The sequence below is a fragment of the Microcoleus sp. B3-A4 genome (assembly GCF_036705385.1).
In the GTDB taxonomy this organism is placed as follows: Bacteria; Cyanobacteriota; Cyanobacteriia; order Cyanobacteriales; family Microcoleaceae; genus Microcoleus.
Genome location: NZ_JAUBUI010000035.1, coordinates 41,048 through 59,883, shown reverse-complemented (window position 1 = coordinate 59,883; position 18,836 = coordinate 41,048). Strand labels below are relative to the sequence as shown.

At 43.8% G+C, this 18,836-nt stretch carries 12 protein-coding genes; 2 read left to right on the top strand and 10 right to left on the bottom strand.

Translation table 11 applies throughout. The annotated features are described in order from the left end of the window. Positions 1-56 precede the first annotated feature (56 nt). From QUB33_RS15870 to QUB33_RS15840, 7 genes are all read right to left on the bottom strand, one after another. Positions 57-1,424: a hypothetical protein gene (locus QUB33_RS15870; RefSeq protein ID WP_333351544.1), complete on the bottom strand. Its 1,368-nt coding sequence runs from the start codon at positions 1,422-1,424 to the stop codon at positions 57-59. A 52-nt stretch (positions 1,425-1,476) separates the two neighbouring features. After that, complete coding sequence (locus tag QUB33_RS15865; RefSeq protein WP_333351543.1) at positions 1,477-2,520, bottom strand: restriction endonuclease; 1,044 nt, start codon at positions 2,518-2,520, stop codon at positions 1,477-1,479. 255 nt (positions 2,521-2,775) lie between these two features. Beyond that, a complete protein-coding gene (gene vapC, locus QUB33_RS15860) occupies positions 2,776-3,183 on the bottom strand; it encodes a type II toxin-antitoxin system VapC family toxin (RefSeq protein WP_333351542.1) in 408 nt (135 codons plus the stop codon). Further along, entirely contained in the window at positions 3,170-3,382 is a 213-nt protein-coding gene (locus QUB33_RS15855) for a type II toxin-antitoxin system VapB family antitoxin (protein ID WP_006633402.1), read from the bottom strand. The genes vapC and QUB33_RS15855 overlap by 14 nt, the downstream gene beginning before the upstream one ends. 229 nt (positions 3,383-3,611) lie before the next feature. Next, entirely contained in the window at positions 3,612-5,399 is a 1,788-nt protein-coding gene (aspS, locus tag QUB33_RS15850; protein WP_333351541.1) for an aspartate--tRNA ligase, read from the bottom strand. Between the two features lie 163 nt (positions 5,400-5,562). After that, positions 5,563-6,168, bottom strand: a complete 606-nt coding sequence (locus tag QUB33_RS15845) for a hypothetical protein (protein ID WP_333351540.1) — start codon at positions 6,166-6,168, stop codon at positions 5,563-5,565. A gap of 381 nt (positions 6,169-6,549) precedes the next feature. Then, positions 6,550-7,179 carry a macro domain-containing protein gene (locus QUB33_RS15840; protein ID WP_333351539.1) on the bottom strand — a complete coding sequence of 210 codons (630 nt, stop codon included), beginning with the start codon at positions 7,177-7,179 and terminating at the stop codon, positions 6,550-6,552. A gap of 125 nt (positions 7,180-7,304) precedes the next feature. On the opposite strand from QUB33_RS15840, the gene crcB reads away from it, so the two are divergent. Next, complete coding sequence (crcB, locus tag QUB33_RS15835; protein ID WP_333351538.1) at positions 7,305-7,703, top strand: fluoride efflux transporter CrcB; 399 nt, start codon at positions 7,305-7,307, stop codon at positions 7,701-7,703. 335 nt (positions 7,704-8,038) lie between these two features. Here crcB and QUB33_RS15830 read toward each other — a convergent pair whose 3' ends face one another. From QUB33_RS15830 to QUB33_RS15820, 3 genes are all read right to left on the bottom strand, one after another. Beyond that, positions 8,039-9,013: a diguanylate cyclase gene (locus QUB33_RS15830; RefSeq protein WP_333351537.1), complete on the bottom strand. Its 975-nt coding sequence runs from the start codon at positions 9,011-9,013 to the stop codon at positions 8,039-8,041. 10 nt (positions 9,014-9,023) lie between these two features. Next, entirely contained in the window at positions 9,024-12,119 is a 3,096-nt protein-coding gene (locus QUB33_RS15825) for a response regulator (RefSeq protein ID WP_333351536.1), read from the bottom strand. Between the two features lie 126 nt (positions 12,120-12,245). Further along, positions 12,246-17,732, bottom strand: coding sequence for a PAS domain S-box protein (locus QUB33_RS15820; RefSeq protein ID WP_333351535.1), 5,487 nt, complete (start codon positions 17,730-17,732; stop codon positions 12,246-12,248). 569 nt (positions 17,733-18,301) lie between these two features. Between QUB33_RS15820 and QUB33_RS15815 the strand changes: the two genes are divergently transcribed. Next, entirely contained in the window at positions 18,302-18,652 is a 351-nt protein-coding gene (locus QUB33_RS15815; RefSeq protein WP_333351534.1) for a hypothetical protein, read from the top strand. The last annotated feature ends 184 nt before the right edge of the window (positions 18,653-18,836 follow it).

Genomic DNA, 18,836 nt, shown 5'->3' with positions numbered 1-18,836 from the left:
TGGTTATCAAATGGGAGCGAAAAATCAAAAATAAAGGCAATGCTATTTTATCCGGTTTAGCTGCGTAGCAGCTTATCATTTTTGTATTTATTTGCCGATTTTGGCGACGATGAGGGATTTATATAAAAGTCAAGTGGTACATCTTTATAATCCAATATTTTCAGTTCAAATCCATTTTTTGTTTCCAATTTAAGAACTAAGTCGGGACGGGGAAACCGGCGCATTGCCGTACTTCTATCTCGGTTTTTTAATTCATCATGCGTTCTGTTTGAGTATACCAGCCTTCCAACTTTAGTATCAAACTCAATACAAAGGAGTTCATTCCATCCAAAGAAATCGTCTTTATTAGGATAGCGAATATCAGATTTAGTCTTATAAATCCATTTATTACCGTACCCGTTGTTTCCATGATTAGCTCGGTGGTTGCCAACCCGTTTTGGTTCTTCACCTTGCCTATTAGGTTCTGGATGTGGAGGATCTTTCAAAGGTATATCGGTATCTGCATAGCAGATTTTATCTGGGTATTTCTTGAAGAAATAGGTGCTGCACATATCCTCCCAAACCAGAGAAAACCCTTTTATTCCCCAGTAGTTACCATCATTCTGAGCGGGATTTATTTCGCCATATAGGAATATTTCAATAGCTTCATAAAGTCCCCAATAGTCAGCGTCTTTATAATAAGTATTTTTGTCTATGTTATCCAGCGCTTCTTTAAGAATGCTGATAGTTTCACCAAAAGTGTCTTTGTCAAAAATTGACTGGTTGCTGGTCAAGTAGCCGTCTTGGAAGCCTTGAGCAAGGAAGCGAATATCTTGACTGTGTGCTTGAATATTATCGGGCACATCGCCATCCAACTGCTGTACAATCTCATCGAGTATATAACAATACAGGTTCACGATATCAGTGCTTTCATAGCGCACCGTCGGACGTGGCAAATCCATCGCCTCGACGTAAATTACATGGTTATCAAGGTAGATAGCGCGATCTAAGTATTTGTAAAGTTGAGAATAATCAATATCTTCACTGCGTCTGGCTTTCTTTTGGATTGAGTTGATAGCAAGGTCATCGTAGGCTTCCAGTACCCGCTCGATCATTTTAATCTTGCTATAGAGTACACAAACTTCCCCATCTTCCGTTTGCATACTGACTCCGCCACCAGAAAGGGTAGTCTGATCTTGGTCTTGCTGGAAGTCCGGTCTGTTAAGGTTGAATCGGTTTGTGCCTGTATTGTCTCTCTCAAACTTGCGGAAAGTGCGATACATCTTGAAAAATAAATCCCGCACTTGGTTAAAGTCACCATCTGGAAAATTATCAAAGCCATTTGGCAGACAAAACTCATAACCATCTTCTAAAGCAGATTTACGGATTCCAACAAAAAAGTCATTGGAATTTTTAATCAACTTAAAGCTTGAAAAATCAAACATGGAGTGTCCAAAAAGAGAAGCTATTATTTTTAAGTAGAGATTTAAGAGCCATTCAAAGCTTGAAATTCATTATGTTGGTAATGAACTTATTATGCAATTTAGTGAAATCACCGAAAGTGACGAGATCATCTATTTCTACATTCAAAAGTTTCACAAGGGGTTTTTTATCACGGTTGAAAACGCTGTCCCAGAGGAAGAACATGAGTTTATTTTGTATCTGTTCGGCAGTTACAGGTTGTTTGATAAAGTAATACCCAATTTGCTTGTCCTCAATTCCCCGAATGGAAGTGTGATGACTTTTGATAAAGCCGTTAAGGTTTTTGATTAGCTTTTTCCATTTATCTTCATCCAAAGTTCCACCTTTACCGTATGTTGCCACAGGAGGTTTAGTGTCATCCCAGTTGGCAAATTCCCAATCCCAACGTCGCTTGAAGGCGCTATCCATAAAATAAATGGAATTATCAGAGGTATTCATAGTGGCAAGGATGGAGAGATTGGGTGGAAGTTGAATTGCCTTGGTTTCTGTATTTATTCCCAACGGGCTAAACTTGTCTTTTAAAGATTCAAAAAATACAAAATGACTATCTCCTGGAAACTGAAATTTTAGGTTTCCATCGACTACGGATATCTTGACACCAATTAATTCGATAAATTTATAAAACTCAATTTCTGTAAAATTTACACTATAACTTGACCAGCCTGTATTTTCTCGGTCTAGTAACTGAAAACAAACTCCAAATATGGCCGCCGAATTCCCTCGGTTAATCTCATCAATAACTAAAGCCACATTTTTAGCCTCATCCCAGTTAATTTGGTCAATATCTTTTGGCTTTGTTAGCTGAATGTTTTTGTAAGCCTGACCTAAAGCTTTTAGAAAATGACCCTCATAGTAGTTATACTCCACTTTACCCGCTCTAGTAATTGGCACGAGTTTGCCCATGAAGTCACCATAGGTGTACTCTGGATGAAATACTGTTTTAATGATATTCTCTGGACTTGTTATTCCCAAGTCATTTGGAATGATTACCTTATCGATTGTGTGGCTTTTACCGGTTCCGGGGCTACCAAAGAGGATTTTCTGAATGGGAGTTTTCACTTTGTTGGTCTACTTAAGTTACAAAATGCTGGTGAAAAGATATCAAGCTACAGATGTAAGTGCCAAGACCTACTCTGAGTCGTGAGCAGCCAGAGGAAAAATAGCTGAGGTAATATGCCTCCTATTGGTATAATGAACTACTTATGGATCTCTGTCAATCTTTTTTCGGTGAGTGAGGAGGCAGTATTACCGCAAAAAAACGCGGTTTTTGACCACCCGAAAACCAAAGAAACCAGGTTTTTAACTTTTTAATTTTTAATTATTGTCAGGCCGGAAGCGCAAACAATTGAGTGATCGCACTCTCTGAATAGTTTCAAAATCGCGATCGTTATGCACTAAAATAAGTTGGTGTTCGATCGCCAGTTGGGCAATGCAACAGTCGATACTACTTCTAACCGTTAACCCCTGTCGCTGCAAATCGTAGTAAATCCGAGCAGCCGCTACCCAAGTATTAGGCGTAGACTCGATGTAGTCTTGTTCTTGGAGATAAGTTTCTAATAGTGTCCACTCCCGTTCATCTCGACAACCTTGCAAAAGTTCCATCTGAGTAAATCGGTTCAGAAAAATACTTTCATCATTGATTATTGCTTCCAGGGATTGGCGTACTACACCTGTCCTGTCGCGGAAAACGCTGATCCAGACTGATGTATCAATCAGAAACATTTCGGTTTTCCCGCAAAGCTTTGTAGTCGTAGTCAGTCGAAAATTGAATTTGTCCGCTTAAATCAAGTAAGTTCCGCTTTTTCCGGGTGCGAATTAATTCTTGCAAAGCAAAGTCAATCAGTTCTTTTTCTGTCTTGAAATTGGTTAAGCGAAAGGCTTCTTTAACCAATTCTTCGTTAAGTTCAACGGTGGTTGTCATGGTTAATGGTGGATTTCATTCTCTCATTTATTATGGCATAGCCACACCCAACCCTTAACCTAGCCCAACTTCCCCCAATCCTGGTTTCCCCAACTCACCGAAACCAACCTCAACCAAACTCTCCAACTCCTCTGCATCAATGACACCAAACTCCAACTACCCAGATTCCCGACTTCTTAAAGAAGTCAGGAATTTACAAATGGTTAAATTGTCAAGGTATTTTACATAATTATGACTTGGGCGTATAAGTCGATCGCACTTGCAACTCCTTCAACTGCTTCTCATCCACCCCAGCCGGCGCATTCGTCAGCAAACAACCCGCCTGCTGCGTCTTCGGAAACGCAATCACATCGCGAATCGATTCCTCACCAGCCAACAGCATCACCAACCGATCCAAACCGTAAGCAATGCCTCCGTGGGGCGGAGTTCCATACTCAAACGCATCCAACAAAAAGCCAAACTTATTGTAAGCTTCCTCAGTCGATAAGCCGATCGCCTCAAACACCTTTTCCTGAACTTCCCGCTGATAAATCCGCAGAGAACCGCCGCCGATTTCTGTACCGTTTAACACCAAATCGTAAGCTTGAGCTCTCGCAGTTTTCAAATCGTTAATATCGTCAGGATGCGGCGCAGTAAACGGGTGGTGCAATGCTTCCAAACGCTTCTCGTCAGCGTTCCATTCAAACATCGGGAAATCTGTCACCCACAGCAGATTCATCTTGTCTTTGTCAATCAATCCCAATTCGTTACCCACGAACAAACGCAATCTATCCAAAGTCTTATTGACAGTTGTCACATCAGCCGCTGCGAATAACAACAAATGACCTGGTTGCGCGCCCGTGCGATCGAGCAATTCCTGTTTTTGCCCTTCCGTCAAATTATCCTTAATTGCGCCGATCGTATCAATGTCGCCATTATCCCGCACCCGAATGTAAGCCAATCCCTTCGCACCCGCTTCGCTGGCTTCCTTAAACAAATCGCCACCCGGTTTAATCCGCACATTAGAAATCGCATCATTCCCGCCCGGAATCGGCAAAACTTTCACAATTCCGCCCGCAGCAACGGCCCCGGAAAATACCTTAAATCCCGAATCTTTCATCAAATCGGAAACATCGACTAATTCCAAACCGAAGCGAGTATCTGGTTTGTCGCTACCGTAGCGATCCATTGCTTCAGCGTAAGTCAAGCGCGGAAAAGGACGAGGCAATTCTACGCCTTTGACACTTTGGAAAATCTGGGAGACTAAACCTTCGTTTAATTCGATAACTTCTTCTAAAGACATGAAACTCATTTCCATGTCTAATTGTGTGAACTCCGGCTGTCTGTCCGCCCGCAAATCTTCATCGCGGAAACAGCGGGCAATCTGATAATATCTGTCCAAACCCGAAACCATTAACAATTGTTTGAACAACTGCGGCGACTGCGGCAAAGCGTACCATTCGCCCAAATTGACGCGGCTGGGTACTAAATAATCTCTCGCACCTTCAGGAGTCGATCGCGTTAAAATCGGTGTTTCAACTTCAATAAAACCTCCCACATCTTCCAGGTGGCGACGCATAGCTTTGACAACTTGGTGGCGAAGCTGCAAATTGCGACTCATACGATCGCGCCGCAAGTCCAAATAGCGATATTTCAGCCGCAAATCTTCCCGCACGCTTTCATTTTCCGCCGTCGCCACCTGAAACGGTAACTGTTTGCGAACCGCATTCAACAACTCAATTTCGTCAGCGTAAATTTCCACCTCACCCGTAGGCAATTTCGGGTTGAGGGAATCTTCGGGGCGGTTGGTGACTCTACCCGTAATTTTAACCACGTATTCGCTGCGTAAAGCCTCAGCCCCGTGATAGGAATCGGGGGTGCGTTCAGGATCGCTGACAATTTGCACAATACCCGATCGATCGCGCACATCCAGAAAAATCACCCCGCCATGATCGCGGCGGCGATCCACCCAGCCGTAAAGGGTGACAGTCTCTCCGATGTGTTCGCTTCGCAGTTCGCCGCAGTAGTAACTTCTCATAATTGGGGGTTGTGGACTAAAAATAAAGCTTTTTAATTATGCAGTATGCCTGAAACTTCTGCTGAATGCAAATGCACGGACGATCGCCATTAGCTTTGGAATTAATTCCAAAGCTAACTAGCCTAACAACCCGCTGGGAGTTCCAAACCCCCGGCTGGCCCTTCTAGGAATCTCCGGGATCGCTGTGAGACTTGTCAAAAAACGCCGTCAGCGCGGTCCATGCAGACTTAGCCGCATCCGTCAAGCGAGTGCCGATCGACTCAATTTGCTTCACAATAACGTGCCAATTCTTTTCAGCTTCCGTTTGAATGTGGTCAACAGCTTGTTCGATGCGATCGCGTTCGATCAATTTATTTTGTTCCACCGCTTCTCGCGCTTGTCGCACTGCTTTCAAATAAGCTTCGCGACTGACTTCGCCGGCATCTTGCACCTGCGCTTGCGCCCGCGTTTTAATCGCATCTACCACCAGCCAATTTTTCTCAGTTTCTTGTTTAATCAGCTTGACTGCTTCTGTGAATCTCTCGTGGGCGAGATCCTTATTTTCTTCGATCGCCCCGGAGGCCTTATTGACAGCTTTTAAATAAGCTTCGCGGGTGAGTTCCCCCGCTGCTTGCACTTCGGCGGTGGCGCGTTTTTTAATGGCTTCAAACAGCGCGGCAGTTTCTGCGATCGCCTCATCAGTCGCGTCGGGCATCTCTTTTTTGACGAGCTGCGTCGTTTCGAGAGTTGCCTCTAAAATTGGTTCTTCGGTTACTTTTGGATCTGTCATATCAATCTTCTCCTGTGGTAGTAAACATTTTCCAAAAATCTCACAGTCCCTGGATGCAGACTTTGTAGGTGTAGCGCCAGAAGGAATTGTGGTCTTTTCTACAAACTTTGTACGTGTAGCGCCAGAAGGAATTCTGGCATTTAATAAGAACTAGGCAATTCTTGTTCCAACTTTATCAACTTTTGTATCCGCGCTTACCTAGTTGGAATGACCTCAGTTCTATTACATTATATATACCAAAGTTGATCTCGTGTGTAGGATACCGCCAACTTGCAGGTACGGTTTAGCGCACTTAAATTTGTGATAAGTCTCTATACCTAAAAAAACACACACCAATAAGCTGGGTTTCTCCACACAATAAAACTGGCAAATTTAATTCTTTCAATTTTCCAACTGTAAATCTTCGCTCTCGTCCTTATATAACAAGTGGTGACATCTTTGAGCGTGCAGTAAAGATTGAGGAAATTCGTACTGAGATAAGAGGATATCTTCCAGCGCAACTTTCATTTGATTGGCGCAGATATGTGGTGGCACTTTGCCCATTCCCGTACCCATGCCGGGAATAGCGATAGTTTCAATGATATGTTTGACTGGCGTTCCATCGGGGACTGAGCCAAATTTCACGAGAGTCAAAATAGCGCGGGTTGCTAGATAGACATTTACTGTCTCTCTTAAAACTGTGGGAACGCGCCTTATTGGGGCAGCTATTAAATAGGGAATTTCATCATGATCGGTGTCTACAACTTCTGCTAGTCCTACTAAGAGTTCCCCGTGATGGCGAGTTTGAATTAGTTTGTGCAGGCGTTCTTGAACGTGACCTCCAAAATATTCCGAAATTTCTAAATCTAAGCCCTCATCCATGAAACCAAAACTATTCCCTGAACTAACAATAGCATCGCATTTCACATCAAATATTGAGCCACGGTGTATCTTTACATTTTCCATATTGCCGCAAGTGCTTTCCCACGCTCTAACTAAATCATCGTCTACAGCGACTAGCACAATTTGCATAAATACTCTCTATATACTTTAATTACGAACAGCCAGAGCGATCGCCAATTTAATCATACAATACTTTACAGGAGCGCAGTAAATCTAAAATTCCTCTCAAGGTCATGCCAATCTAAAATCGCTGTATGCTGCAAGACCCGAATCTCCGCCACCCGATCGCAATTAGTTTAGGTGCCGTTGCTGGCGCTTTGAGCCGCTATTATATCACCTTGTGGTTTGCCAATCGTTTCGGTACGGCTTTTCCCTACGGAACTTTTTTTATTAACATCACGGGTTGCTTGGCTATGGGATTTTTTATCACCCTCGCTTTTGAACGGGTGGCGACTATTCCGTCGGAAGTGCGGTTAATGGTAGCAACGGGCTTTTTGGGAGCTTATACTACTTTTTCAACTTACGGTTTAGAGACAAATGCCTTGTGGCGCGATCGCTTTTACAGCATCGCCGCTTTTTACTGGGCAGGCAGTGCCATACTAGGAGTAATTGCAGTTCAGTTAGGCATCATTTTAGCGCGATCGGGAAAATAGATAAAATCGGTTTGGGCAAATAATACCAGTTTAAAAAAAGAATGCCACTGTAGGCTAATTCTCCACTTATACAGCCTCAGTCAGTTGATTTTAGCTCAGGATTATGGGAAATACCGACGACATCTTTTTATCACACCCTTAACCTAATACAGGCAGAGCTTTTAACGGGGTTGTCACCCTCTCAGGTGTAGGTGTGATGATGTGTACTGCATCGTGTTTTCCGGCTGAGGGGCTAAAGTCTTCAAGCTGTTTCCCTATCTTGTTTTCAGTTTACTCTTTCTCGCTTGAACTCACGTTTAATAAATAATGCTTATGGCGCTTCAATATCGCTGTTCTCAAAAGAACGGTTGAGGATTTAAACAGCATTTGGTGCGTTTATGCTCGTACATTAGTTTGTCAGCCTTTGCTAGCAATTGTTCTAATAAAACTTCATTGTTTAAATCCCCAAACTGCACACCAAGACTTATTGATATATAAGCTCGCTCTGACTGTTGATTAAAGCGATCTATATTTTCTTGCAGCCGAGCATAGAAATTAATAGATGAATCACCCGAAAAGTTAGGAATAAATAAAGCAAATTCATCTCCTCCCAGTCGAGCCACAATATCCGCCTCACGAAAGGTTTGCTTTAATATTTGAGCGGCATCAACGATTACTCTGTCTCCCATTTCGTGTCCTAAAGTGTCGTTAATCTTTTTTAAGCCATCTAAGTCAGCGAACAAAATAAAATAGGATGTTTGCGTGCGTCGAGCAATTTTTAGTTGTTGATTTCCTAGTAAAAAGAAGCCTCGTCGGTTATATAATCCAGTTAATTCATCCGTCACGGATAGCTGCCTTACTTCTGCTTCTGCCCTCAGACGTTCTTGGATTTCGTGTTCTAAACGTTGATTTTGTTCGAGCAGTTGTTGGCGTTGCTGTTGGATGAGTAATTGATTTTTTACTCGCATCAGCACTTCCTGCTCTTGAAAGGGTTTGGTAATATAGTCTACACAACCCAGTTCAAAGGCTCGAACCTTGTTTTCCAGTCGTTCGAGCGCACTGATAAAAATAATCGGGATCTGAGCACTCGCTTCCGATGCTTTTAACTTTTGGCAAACTTCGTACCCATTCATCTCCGGCATACTGATGTCAAGTAAAATCAGACTCGGTGGGTCGCGATGAACACCTTGGAGTGCCATTCTGCCGTTGAGGGCTTTACGGACAATATAGCCCTGTGACTCTAGAATTTTGGCTAACAAGCGCAAATTGTCTGGCGTATCATCCACGATGAGAATATTCGTTTCGGCCGCAAGTTTGAATAGAGTTGTCATCGTCTTATTCCTAAATCTGGGTGAGAGTTGCGATCGCTTCAAGCTGAAAGTTATCGACCAGAGATGTCATCGCCGCGATGAAATCTTGTTTCTCCTTGGGAATTTGAGCGATAAGTTCATAAAGCTTATTATCATTAAGATCGAGTGCTGCTTCATGAACTTCTGCAATCCACTGGGTGGGCATGGTTTTCAAGTCTGGAGTAAATATCTGTGGTGGCGAAGCGGATGAGTCTCGCGAAACTTTTTCTGCGTAGCAGTAGCGCACACCCAAGTGATGAGCTATTTTGTTGAATAGTGTGTCTTCAGTAAACGGCTTGGCAATGTAGTCATCGCAACCGATTTGCAGGCTGGCGATACGATCGTCTTCAAAAGCATAGGCAGTGAGGGCAATGATGCGTGTCATTGGTCTTTTGTCCTGTGACATTTGCCCTGAGTTATCTGCTGATGACTCATGACTAATGACTAATGACTGTTGTGCTCGAATCTGTCTCGTCGCTTCATAACCATCCATGACAGGCATTTGAATGTCCATCAAAATCAGGTCAGGGTGCCATGTTTGCCAATGATCGATCGCCTCTGCCCCATTTTCCACCGCACACACTTCAAAGCCAACTGACTCCAGCAGCGTCACCAGCAGTTGCCGATTTTCTGGAACGTCTTCTACTACTAGAATTCGGTAGATAGGTTGCCCAGGTGCGAGCCCGATAATCCGATCGCTAATTTCAGGTTCCTCTAAATCAACGGACTCTGGTAGTTCCAAAACGACTTGGCAGGTAAAAGTCGAGCCTCGATTCAGGGTGCTTCGCACGGTGATATCGCCTCCCATCAGACGCGCAAACTCACGGCTGATAGACAGTCCTAAACCTGTTCCCCGATCGTGACGACCGCGATTGGTTTGCCTGAAAGCCTCAAAAATTGATTCTAAATCTGAGGGAGAAATGCCAGATCCGGTATCCTCAACTTCGAGACACAGGGTAATAGTTGGTTTAATATCGGGTCGATTAGTGGCGCGATCGCGAATTGTACCGGATGCCATATCATCTGATGAAAAAGCTCGTCCGCGCAGGGCTATGCTTCCTGTTGTTGTAAATTTGAGCGCGTTCCCCAGCAGATTAATCAAGATTTGGCGAAGTTTTGCTTGATCGCCACAGACATAACGGGGGACAGTAGCATCCCACTCGCTGCTCAGATGTAACCCTTTCTCAGGCGCTTTGATGGTGAACATCTCGTTAATAGAACCTAGCAGTCGATGCAGATTAAAACAGCTTGTACTCAGTACCAATTGCCCTGCTTCAATCCTAGACATTTGCAAAACATCGTCGATCAATGTCAGCAGGTGTTCTCCACTACGGGTAATAATCCCTAAATGCTCTTGAAATTCTTCTGGGATATAGGGGCTGCGGTTCATAAGCTGGGTAAATCCCAGAATGGCGTTGAGTGGCGTTCTGAGCTCGTGGCTCATGTTGGCAAGGAACTGGCTTTTGGCACGGTTGGCTATAGCTGCCCTTTCTGCAGCGTGTTCTAGGGCAGTTTGCGAAAATTCTAACACCGCCAGCATGAGGATATGTCTCATTTCGGCGGCAGCTTCTAACTCTGCAATCTGCCACGGATAAGACATCTCCCGCACTGTCTCTTGCCACAGTTCAAAGGATTTGCGGGGACACAGGTGCATTTTTCCAATTTCGTCGATCGACACAGCATCATGTGGATTACCTGCCCAGTTTATAGTTTGAATTTGTTCGGGTCGGAACCAAAGGATATGGTATGACTTTTGTTTGGCGTAGGATAGGAAGATTGAGATTGCTAAAACACCGCTAGCTCGCTCTTTGAATTGCTTGGCTTGGGGATACAACTGAGACAAAGAAGCTGTTGCAAACACTCGTTCTTTGTTCTGTTGCAGCAACCACTGCACGAGTTCGTCAACCTCAGCTTCTGATGGTGTTTTACCCACCAATGTCAGACGACCATCGAGCAGAATTGCAGCTCCCTGAGCATGAACTAAATCTAGCAATTGAGAAGCATTTTCGGTCAATACCTGTTCGATAAAATTAGAATCTCGCCGGAATGCCTGCTGAAGTTGATCCTGAATAGTTTTCGCCTGCGATCGGTAAACGTTCAATTCTCGCTCTTGCTGATGTACCAGTTCGATCGAGGCAAATTGTCCTAAAAATTCACAGGTTTTGCGAGTTTCGTAATCTACCAATCGCGGGCTGTAATGGTGACAGGCAATTAATCCCCAGAGGCGCCGATCGTCAATTAACGAAATCGTCAGTGTCCCAGCAACTCCCATATTCTGCAAATATTCAATGTGGTAGGGAGATACTCCCCTTAACACACAAGCACTTAGATCCTGGGGTGTATCGCTTACGGGATGGTTGGTAGGAATTAGGCGGGCCGGAGTGTAATTGATATTGGGAATTTGGCGTATCCAATTGCGGTAAAACAATTTGCGGGCGGGTACGGGAATATCGATCGCCGGGTAATGCAATCCCAGGTAGCTTTCTAGATAGCTTTCTTTCTCTTCAGCAATCACCACCCCATGCTCATCGGCTTCAAAACGATAGATCATCACGCGATCGAACCCGGTCAGGGCTTTCACTTCTTTAGCAATGGTTTGAGCTAAATCCGAAATATCGATCGCACTGCGAAAGTTGAGGATAACTGTTTGCAGACGCTGATAAAAATCTATTGAATGATTATTTTCAATAGTCAATTGGGGTTCGAGCTCCAGAATCAACTCATCTGGTAGTTGATGCAGTGTGCTTCTAAATGTTTTAATTGTGCCGTCTTTTAGAGGTATTTTTAGATCGAAAGTATTATGAATATTGAGTTCTTCTTGATTTAGATGCCTGACAATTTCTTGTACTTGCTCGTGACCCAATAAACCTGGCAATGGCTGACCTAGCAATTCTTCGGCAGAAATGCCAAAAAACTGTTCTACATTTTCGCTAGCTTGTAAAATATTGAGGCTGTTTCCTTGCATCAATAAAACGATTCCGTGAGGCTGAATCTGACCGGGAGCATACACGGATTCTTCAGTGCATTCCTCCAAACTTGTTAAAGTTAAAGGAGTAATTTGGGAGATTTTGGTAATTTTATGAGGCATTTTAGAGCAGTAATTTTCAATATAAATTAAGGAGGGTTTGTTCAAGGATTACGAATAACTAGATTGTATTCTTGTTGGCTCTTCCTAATTCCTTAGTCCTAATCAAACGTTTAACTGCACAACAGCTTATAAATCCAATGGAGGAATTCCACTTGGGAAATTACCTTGAATTAGATTAATGATTTTCTCAAATTGATACTGGTTGGCGAGTTCCGTCAGATGAGTACCGAATTGAGCGAGGTCTGAGGAAAGTTGAGCTACCAGTTCAACGATCGCAACATCATCCCCACATAAAGCAGCATCTTCCAACTCAACCACCCATACTTTTGGTAATGTCGCCAGAAGCGTTAGATCGAGGGAATCTAAAACCCTAGGGGAAACAGAACAGAGGTAAGAAGGAAAACAATCTGTTCCCCGTTTCCCCTTTTCTGTTCCCTCTTCCTCATATACATATTCTAAACTTAGGTATTCCGCCATCTTAAGAAATAGGGTCTGTTCCCGGAAGGGCTTGCTGATGTAGTCGTTGCAGCCAGCAGCCAAGGCTAGGGCGCGATCGCTCTGGGAAGCCTGGGCCGTAAGTGCAATAATGATACTGTTCTGTCCGTCTTCCATTGCCCGAATTTGCTTCGTAGCCTCGTATCCATCTAACACGGGCATCCGAATGTCCATCCAGGTTAGGTCAGGTTGCCATTCTTGCCAAATCTGCACCGCTTGCTGTCCGTTGGTAGCTTCTTTTACCTCTAATCCTAATTGTGTCAGTAATCTGACCATTAGCAAGCGATTTTCTGGTTGATCGTCAACCACCAAAATGCGATGATCCCCTTGACTGGGAGCCAGCCCTATCACGAGGCGATTATTCTCTTCGGGTGTAACATTTACTGCACTGATCGGACTGACGGGAAGGGTAAAGGTGAAGGTACTCCCCTGTCCCACAGTGCTGCAGACAGAAATTTTTCCGCCCATGAGTTCCAACAATTTGCGGCTAATGGTTAGACCTAGCCCAGTACCGCCGGTCGATCGCTTCCCAGCTTGGGCTTGCACAAACGCATCGAAGATAGTATTGAGTTCGACCGGTGCAATCCCTACACCTGTGTCAGCGACTACAAACTGGAGAATCGGCAGAGTTGTGGTTAATGCCCCTGTACCGTCCGCCTTAATGCTCACTTGCACACTAATGCTTCCCCGATCGGTAAATTTGATGGCATTACTCAGCAGATTGAGCAAAACCTGGCGCAGTTTTTGAGCATCGACCAGCATAAATTGGGGAACTTCTGGCGCAATCTCGAAACAAAGGCCAAGTCCTTTAGAACTTGCTCGTTCCGCCAACATATTTCGGAGGGAATGCAACAGCGCAATTAAGTCCAATCCGCTTTGTTCAACTGTGCAGTGTCCCGATTCAATTTTCGAGAGATCCAGCACATCGTTAATCAAACTCAAGAGGTGATCCCCACTCCGTCGAATTGTTTGCAGATCTTGTTTTTGGTTGGGAGTTAGGGAGGAGTCATGGGCCATCACCTGAGCAAATCCCAGAATCACGTTGAGAGGAGTGCGTAATTCGTGGCTCATATTGGCTAGGAAGATACTTTTTGCCAAGTTCGCTGCTTCTGCTGCTTCCATGGCGTGCTGCAGTGCCAGTTCTTTACGTTTGCGATCGCTGATGTCTTTGTGCGTTCCAATCATCCGTAAAGGCTTACCATCTTCATCGCAGGCAACGACTTTCGCGTAGTTAGCGATCCACTTCCACTCACCTGACTTGCAACGCACGCGATAGTCAAAGGCATATTTGATAGAGCTATCTTGCAAGTGACTATTCACAACATCAAAAACCCAGAATTTATCATCAGGGTGAATCATCTGCTCCCAGACGTTCACATCCATCATCAACTCACCCGGCTTGTAACCCAGCATCTCCTGGTAGTAGGAATTAATGTAAAGTTCTCCTGTTTTAATTTTCCAATCCCATAGTCCATCTCCAGAGGCTTCTAGCGCCAGCATCAAGCGTTCCTCACTCCGTTGTAAAGCGGTTTCCGCTTGATGTTGTCGCGTCACATCGATCGCCACACCACCTACTAGCATTTGCCCAGGTAAGTCGGGGATGAGAAATTTGTAAACCAGAAACTCACCCAGAGTCCCATCTCGACGGGGCGCAATCTCAATCGTTTCAATTAGCTCGTTCGTTTGAGCAACCGTTTGGATATTGTCTAGAAATTGTTGGGCGATGGCGGCGGGGTAAAGTTCAAAAATGGATTTTCCCATCACATCGTCAGTGGGTAACTCCAAGGTATTGAGATAAGTCTGGCTGGCATAGAGCATTACACCATTTTCATCGGTAATCCAGGCAGGGGCAGGGCTGTGATTCATGAAGGCTTGGAAGCGAGTTTCACTCTCTCGGAGTGCCTGTTCTGCTTGTTGGCGTTCCGCTTCGTTCCGTTTGCGATCGCTAATATCCCGGCAAATACAGAAGTGCATCATCTCACCTTCTAATTCCACCCGGCTCCAGCTAATTTCCACGTCATACTCCGAACCATCCTTACGCCGATGTCGCGTCTCAAACAGAGGAAGATTTTTCTCTTTTGTTAACATAACTTGTAGTTCTTCTTTTGTCCATTGAGCATCCCAATCAAAGACATTAAGATTCATGGTTTCTTCCAGGGTGTAGCCCAGCATCCGCGCAAAACTCGGGCTAAAATCGACTATTTTTCCTAGCCGATCCATGACAACAACACCGTCCAGGGAAGTGTTGAAGAAGGCTTTACTCCGCCGAAGTTCCTGTTCGAGCGCAACTTCGGCTTTTTTGCGATCGCTAATATCTTTCATGAAGCAGTAATGCCCCAAAAAATCCTGCTGTTTGTCGTAAGTTGAAATCATTACCATTTGTTTGTAAAAAACAGAACCGTCTTTACGAATTCCTTTCGTTTCAACTTCTACTCTGCCCTCTTTCACCATCTGCCAATAGAGGGTAATCAGTTTTTTCAATTCGTCGGGATGTATCGTATTTTCCCAGGACATCCCGATCATTTCTTCTGGGTGATAGCCTGTCATGTCAGCATAAGCTTTATTCACATAGAGATAACGCCCTTGTACATCCAGTTTGGAAATGCCGGACACCGCATTTTGCATCACGTCACTCATTTCTTTACGCTCTGCTTCTGCGTGTTTGCGATCGGTGATATCTTCTGAAAAACAAAGTAGGTACTGGGGCTGATGTTGCTCGTCGTAAATGGGAATCTTCATTGTATGCAGCCAACGTTGACCCAGACTATGACTGTCAATAACTTCTTCGAGAATATCCTCAGTTTTACCTTTCTCAAATGCTTCTCTATCCTTTTGGTCAAAAAACATAGCCTGTTCTATTGGGAAAAAATCATAACAGCTTTTGCCTATCGCTTGTTCGGCTGAGATGCCAAATAACCGTTCGCTGGTTTTATTCCAAAACTGAAATCTGCCAAATTGTTTAGGCTCTGCGTCTTTAACAAAAACCGCCACCGGTAAATTATCAAGTAGTGCTTGTAAGAAATTGCGAGTGTTTTGGATGTCCTGCTCTACTTTTTTGCGTTTACTAACATCGATAAACGTAACTACAATTTGTATGAGTTGACCGTTTCGATCGAACTCCGGGTAGGCGTTAACTAATACCCAAACACAACTATCAATTTCTTTTTTGATTCCTAAAACATAATTTTTCAGGGAACTTCCAGTGGATAAAACCTGATTCACGGGATATTCCTCTAGGGGCATAACGCTGCCATCTTCCCGCACAAAATGCCAGGCCGGAGATATCGCAGTTTTCCCCAGCATTTGATCCATTGAAAGCCCTAGTAATTCACAAGCCGTTTCATTACATAATTGGATGCTGTTATCTGTCGCATGAATCACAAAACCCGCATTTAAGTTATCGATCAATTGCCGATATCTGGCTTCGCTTACCTGTAAAGCAACTTCAGCTTGCTTGCGCTCCGTAATGTCGCTGTGAGAGCCAGCCATCCGAATTACCTTACCTGCATTATCCCAAAGTGCCTGACCGCGATCCAAAATCCATTTGTAGGAACCATCTTTGCAGCGAACGCGATGTTCTGTGATATAAAAAGGAGTTTTCTGGGCAAAATGGTCTTGAACCGCTTGCATCACGCATCCCAAATCATCGGGATGTACCAGATTAGCCCATTCGTCTCGAATGTTTTGGATTTCATGGTCTTCATAGCCCAGCATTTCCTTCCAGCGACTAGAAAAGAAGACCTCATTGGTTTGAACATTCCAATCCCAAATGCCGTCATTATTCCCGCGTACAGACAGTTCCCAGCGTTCTTCACTTTCACGTAGTGCTGCTTCTGCTTGTTTGCGGTCAGCAATATTCCGGGCAATCTTTGAGACTCCAATTATATTCCCTGCTTCCTCTTTAATGGGGGAGACACTCATCGAGACATCGATTAATGTTCCATCTTTCCTCAGCCTCTTTGTATCGTAGTGTGCGATGCGTTCTCCTCGCTGGATTTTGGTGAGAATTTCGTTTTCCTCATCTCGATAGTCTGCGGGAATCAGTTTTGTCCCTGATTGCCCTACTATTTCGGCCACTGTATAGCCAAAAATAGTTTCTGCTCCTACATTCCAACTTGTAACTACACCCTCTAAATCTTTGCTGATAATGGCGTCTTCCGAAGATTCAACGATCGCAGCTAGTCGAGCGATCGCAATTTCTGCCTGTTGTCGCTGGTGAATTTCCCATTGCAACTGGCGATTAGCTTTTTTGAATTTATCGACTTCGGAATAACTAACTTGTGCGAGATACACGACCAACATAAGCAGCCCAACTAAAATTAAGCCACCTATTAACACAACTATTGGTAAATAAAAGTTTCCTTCTAGTAACTCTAAAGTTGGATAAACATCTATTCGCCAGTCTACACTATAGGCTTTCACTACAACTGTTTTAGGCGGTAAAGAGTGAGATAAAATCTCTTGACCGTAAATCAAATCTGTGCCAGCATAGATAGCCACCTTGTACCCATGTGACACTTTTAAAATACTGTCAAATAAAGTTTGAAACTGAAAAACTCCGACAATAAACCCCTCAAATTGATTGCCTACAAGTAAAGGAAAACTTGCTAGAAACCCTTGACCCCCTTGAACAAGTGAAATATTGCGACTTAAGATAGGTTGACGCAAATCACGAGCTACTTGCAAAGTAATTTTGCGGCGCTGTTCCCGATTAAAATCTAGGTTTTGCGCTGCCTCATTCCCTGCCAGTGGCGCAACCCATCGCACTTTAAATGATGGATCGACTAATTCGATCGCCTGATAACCGTAGAAATCCTTTACATAAGCCTCTGCATCGGCTTCCCAAAGAGCCTTTGGTGTACCGCCATTAGCTTCCCAGCGATTCGCCATTTGCCGAAGTGTCAACACCCGAATTGATAATCCTTCGCTCAGTTGTGACTGAATCGCATTCGCTTCCTGCTGAATTAACTGCTGGATGTGAATTTGTCCGTTGATGGTTAGCTGTTGCCACGTAAATAAAACAGCAAGAGAAGCCACCACACCCAGCAAAAGAGGTAGCAATCGTTTAAGTGGTGTTTGGCCTAAACTTATAATTACGTTGCGTCGAGGGATTACCATAAATTAAGCGATAAATGAATAGAACTGCCTTCAAAATTTGGGGAGATACTTGGGTAATTTAATGATGCAATAAAACTAAGGTTTGACCGGAGAACCAGTTAATGATAAGGCAATATCTAAACTTTATACCCCCTAAGTTTAGCTGTTAAATTGCATCGGTAAAGAATGTTGTTTCTTAACCCCTAGCCCTTTAACTATATTTATATAGGGCGATGAGCTAGATCTGTTCAGATTGTAAATAGGTATTGTTGGCCAACATTGGATACAAAACCAGTAGATTTGATGCTGGCGAACGTGACGCAGCATTTGATTCGAGCAGCAGGGGCAGTCGGTCATAAAGACCTATTTTTATAACTAAGGGTATTTCACTATTGTTGCAAAGTGCTGTAAGCTCGCTTGAAGCAACCATAACAAGACCCTAGAGAAAAAAATAAATTTTTGGTAAATAATATAAAATGGTTAAGGAAAAGATACAAATTTAAACATTCCGTAATAAAATTAAGAGCGCCAAGAATGTTTATCCCACAATACGCACATTGTTTCACACCTTGTAATGTCACATCTGTTTTTTGAGAATTCTACACTATTCGGAGGCAATTTATGAAGGTATCACTGGCCGACAGTTGGGTGTAAAAGATGCGGTATCCGGAATAACCGATGCCTTCGCCAGCGACAGGATGCTGTTAGTCCCAGAAGCGCTGAGACAGGGTGTAACTAAAAGCCAATATTCTCTTATACAGCAGCAGCCTTTAACCTGCATTTCCTACGGCATAATCTTGCCAGTAAGCGACACTGAATGGAAAGAAACAGTCAATAATTTTATTCGCAATCAAAGTTCGACGAACCTGTTGGAAAAAGTGAGCGGGCGCAATTCTCCTTTCCTACTAATGAGTGTCGCCGATCGAGATAAATGTATTTAATACTCCCTCGGCTAAGGTGCTTCGCGCGCACCCGATGGAGAGGGGTAATACTAAATCCGCGTTAAAAACCCTTTGCTCCGACTCGACGATGGAAATCGCTCAAGAGTCAAACTTTCGTCCTCGTTGAGAGCGACTAAGAAACAAAGGGGTATTTAAGCCGGATTTCCTATAAGCTGCGGATATT

What these genes read in the sequence shown, in the direction of transcription:
- QUB33_RS15870 (WP_333351544.1), bottom strand. Translation starts at nt 1,424, where the DNA reads ATGTTTGATTTTTCAAGCTTTAAGTTGATTAAAAATTCCAATGACTTT.
- vapC (WP_333351542.1), bottom strand. Translation starts at nt 3,183, where the DNA reads ATGTTTCTGATTGATACATCAGTCTGGATCAGCGTTTTCCGCGACAGG.
- QUB33_RS15855 (WP_006633402.1), bottom strand. Translation starts at nt 3,382, where the DNA reads ATGACAACCACCGTTGAACTTAACGAAGAATTGGTTAAAGAAGCCTTT.
- aspS (WP_333351541.1), bottom strand. Translation starts at nt 5,399, where the DNA reads ATGAGAAGTTACTACTGCGGCGAACTGCGAAGCGAACACATCGGAGAG.
- QUB33_RS15845 (WP_333351540.1), bottom strand. Translation starts at nt 6,168, where the DNA reads ATGACAGATCCAAAAGTAACCGAAGAACCAATTTTAGAGGCAACTCTC.
- QUB33_RS15840 (WP_333351539.1), bottom strand. Translation starts at nt 7,179, where the DNA reads ATGCAAATTGTGCTAGTCGCTGTAGACGATGATTTAGTTAGAGCGTGG.
- crcB (WP_333351538.1), top strand. Translation starts at nt 7,305, where the DNA reads ATGCTGCAAGACCCGAATCTCCGCCACCCGATCGCAATTAGTTTAGGT.
- QUB33_RS15830 (WP_333351537.1), bottom strand. Translation starts at nt 9,013, where the DNA reads ATGACAACTCTATTCAAACTTGCGGCCGAAACGAATATTCTCATCGTG.
- QUB33_RS15825 (WP_333351536.1), bottom strand. Translation starts at nt 12,119, where the DNA reads ATGCCTCATAAAATTACCAAAATCTCCCAAATTACTCCTTTAACTTTA.
- QUB33_RS15820 (WP_333351535.1), bottom strand. Translation starts at nt 17,732, where the DNA reads ATGGTAATCCCTCGACGCAACGTAATTATAAGTTTAGGCCAAACACCA.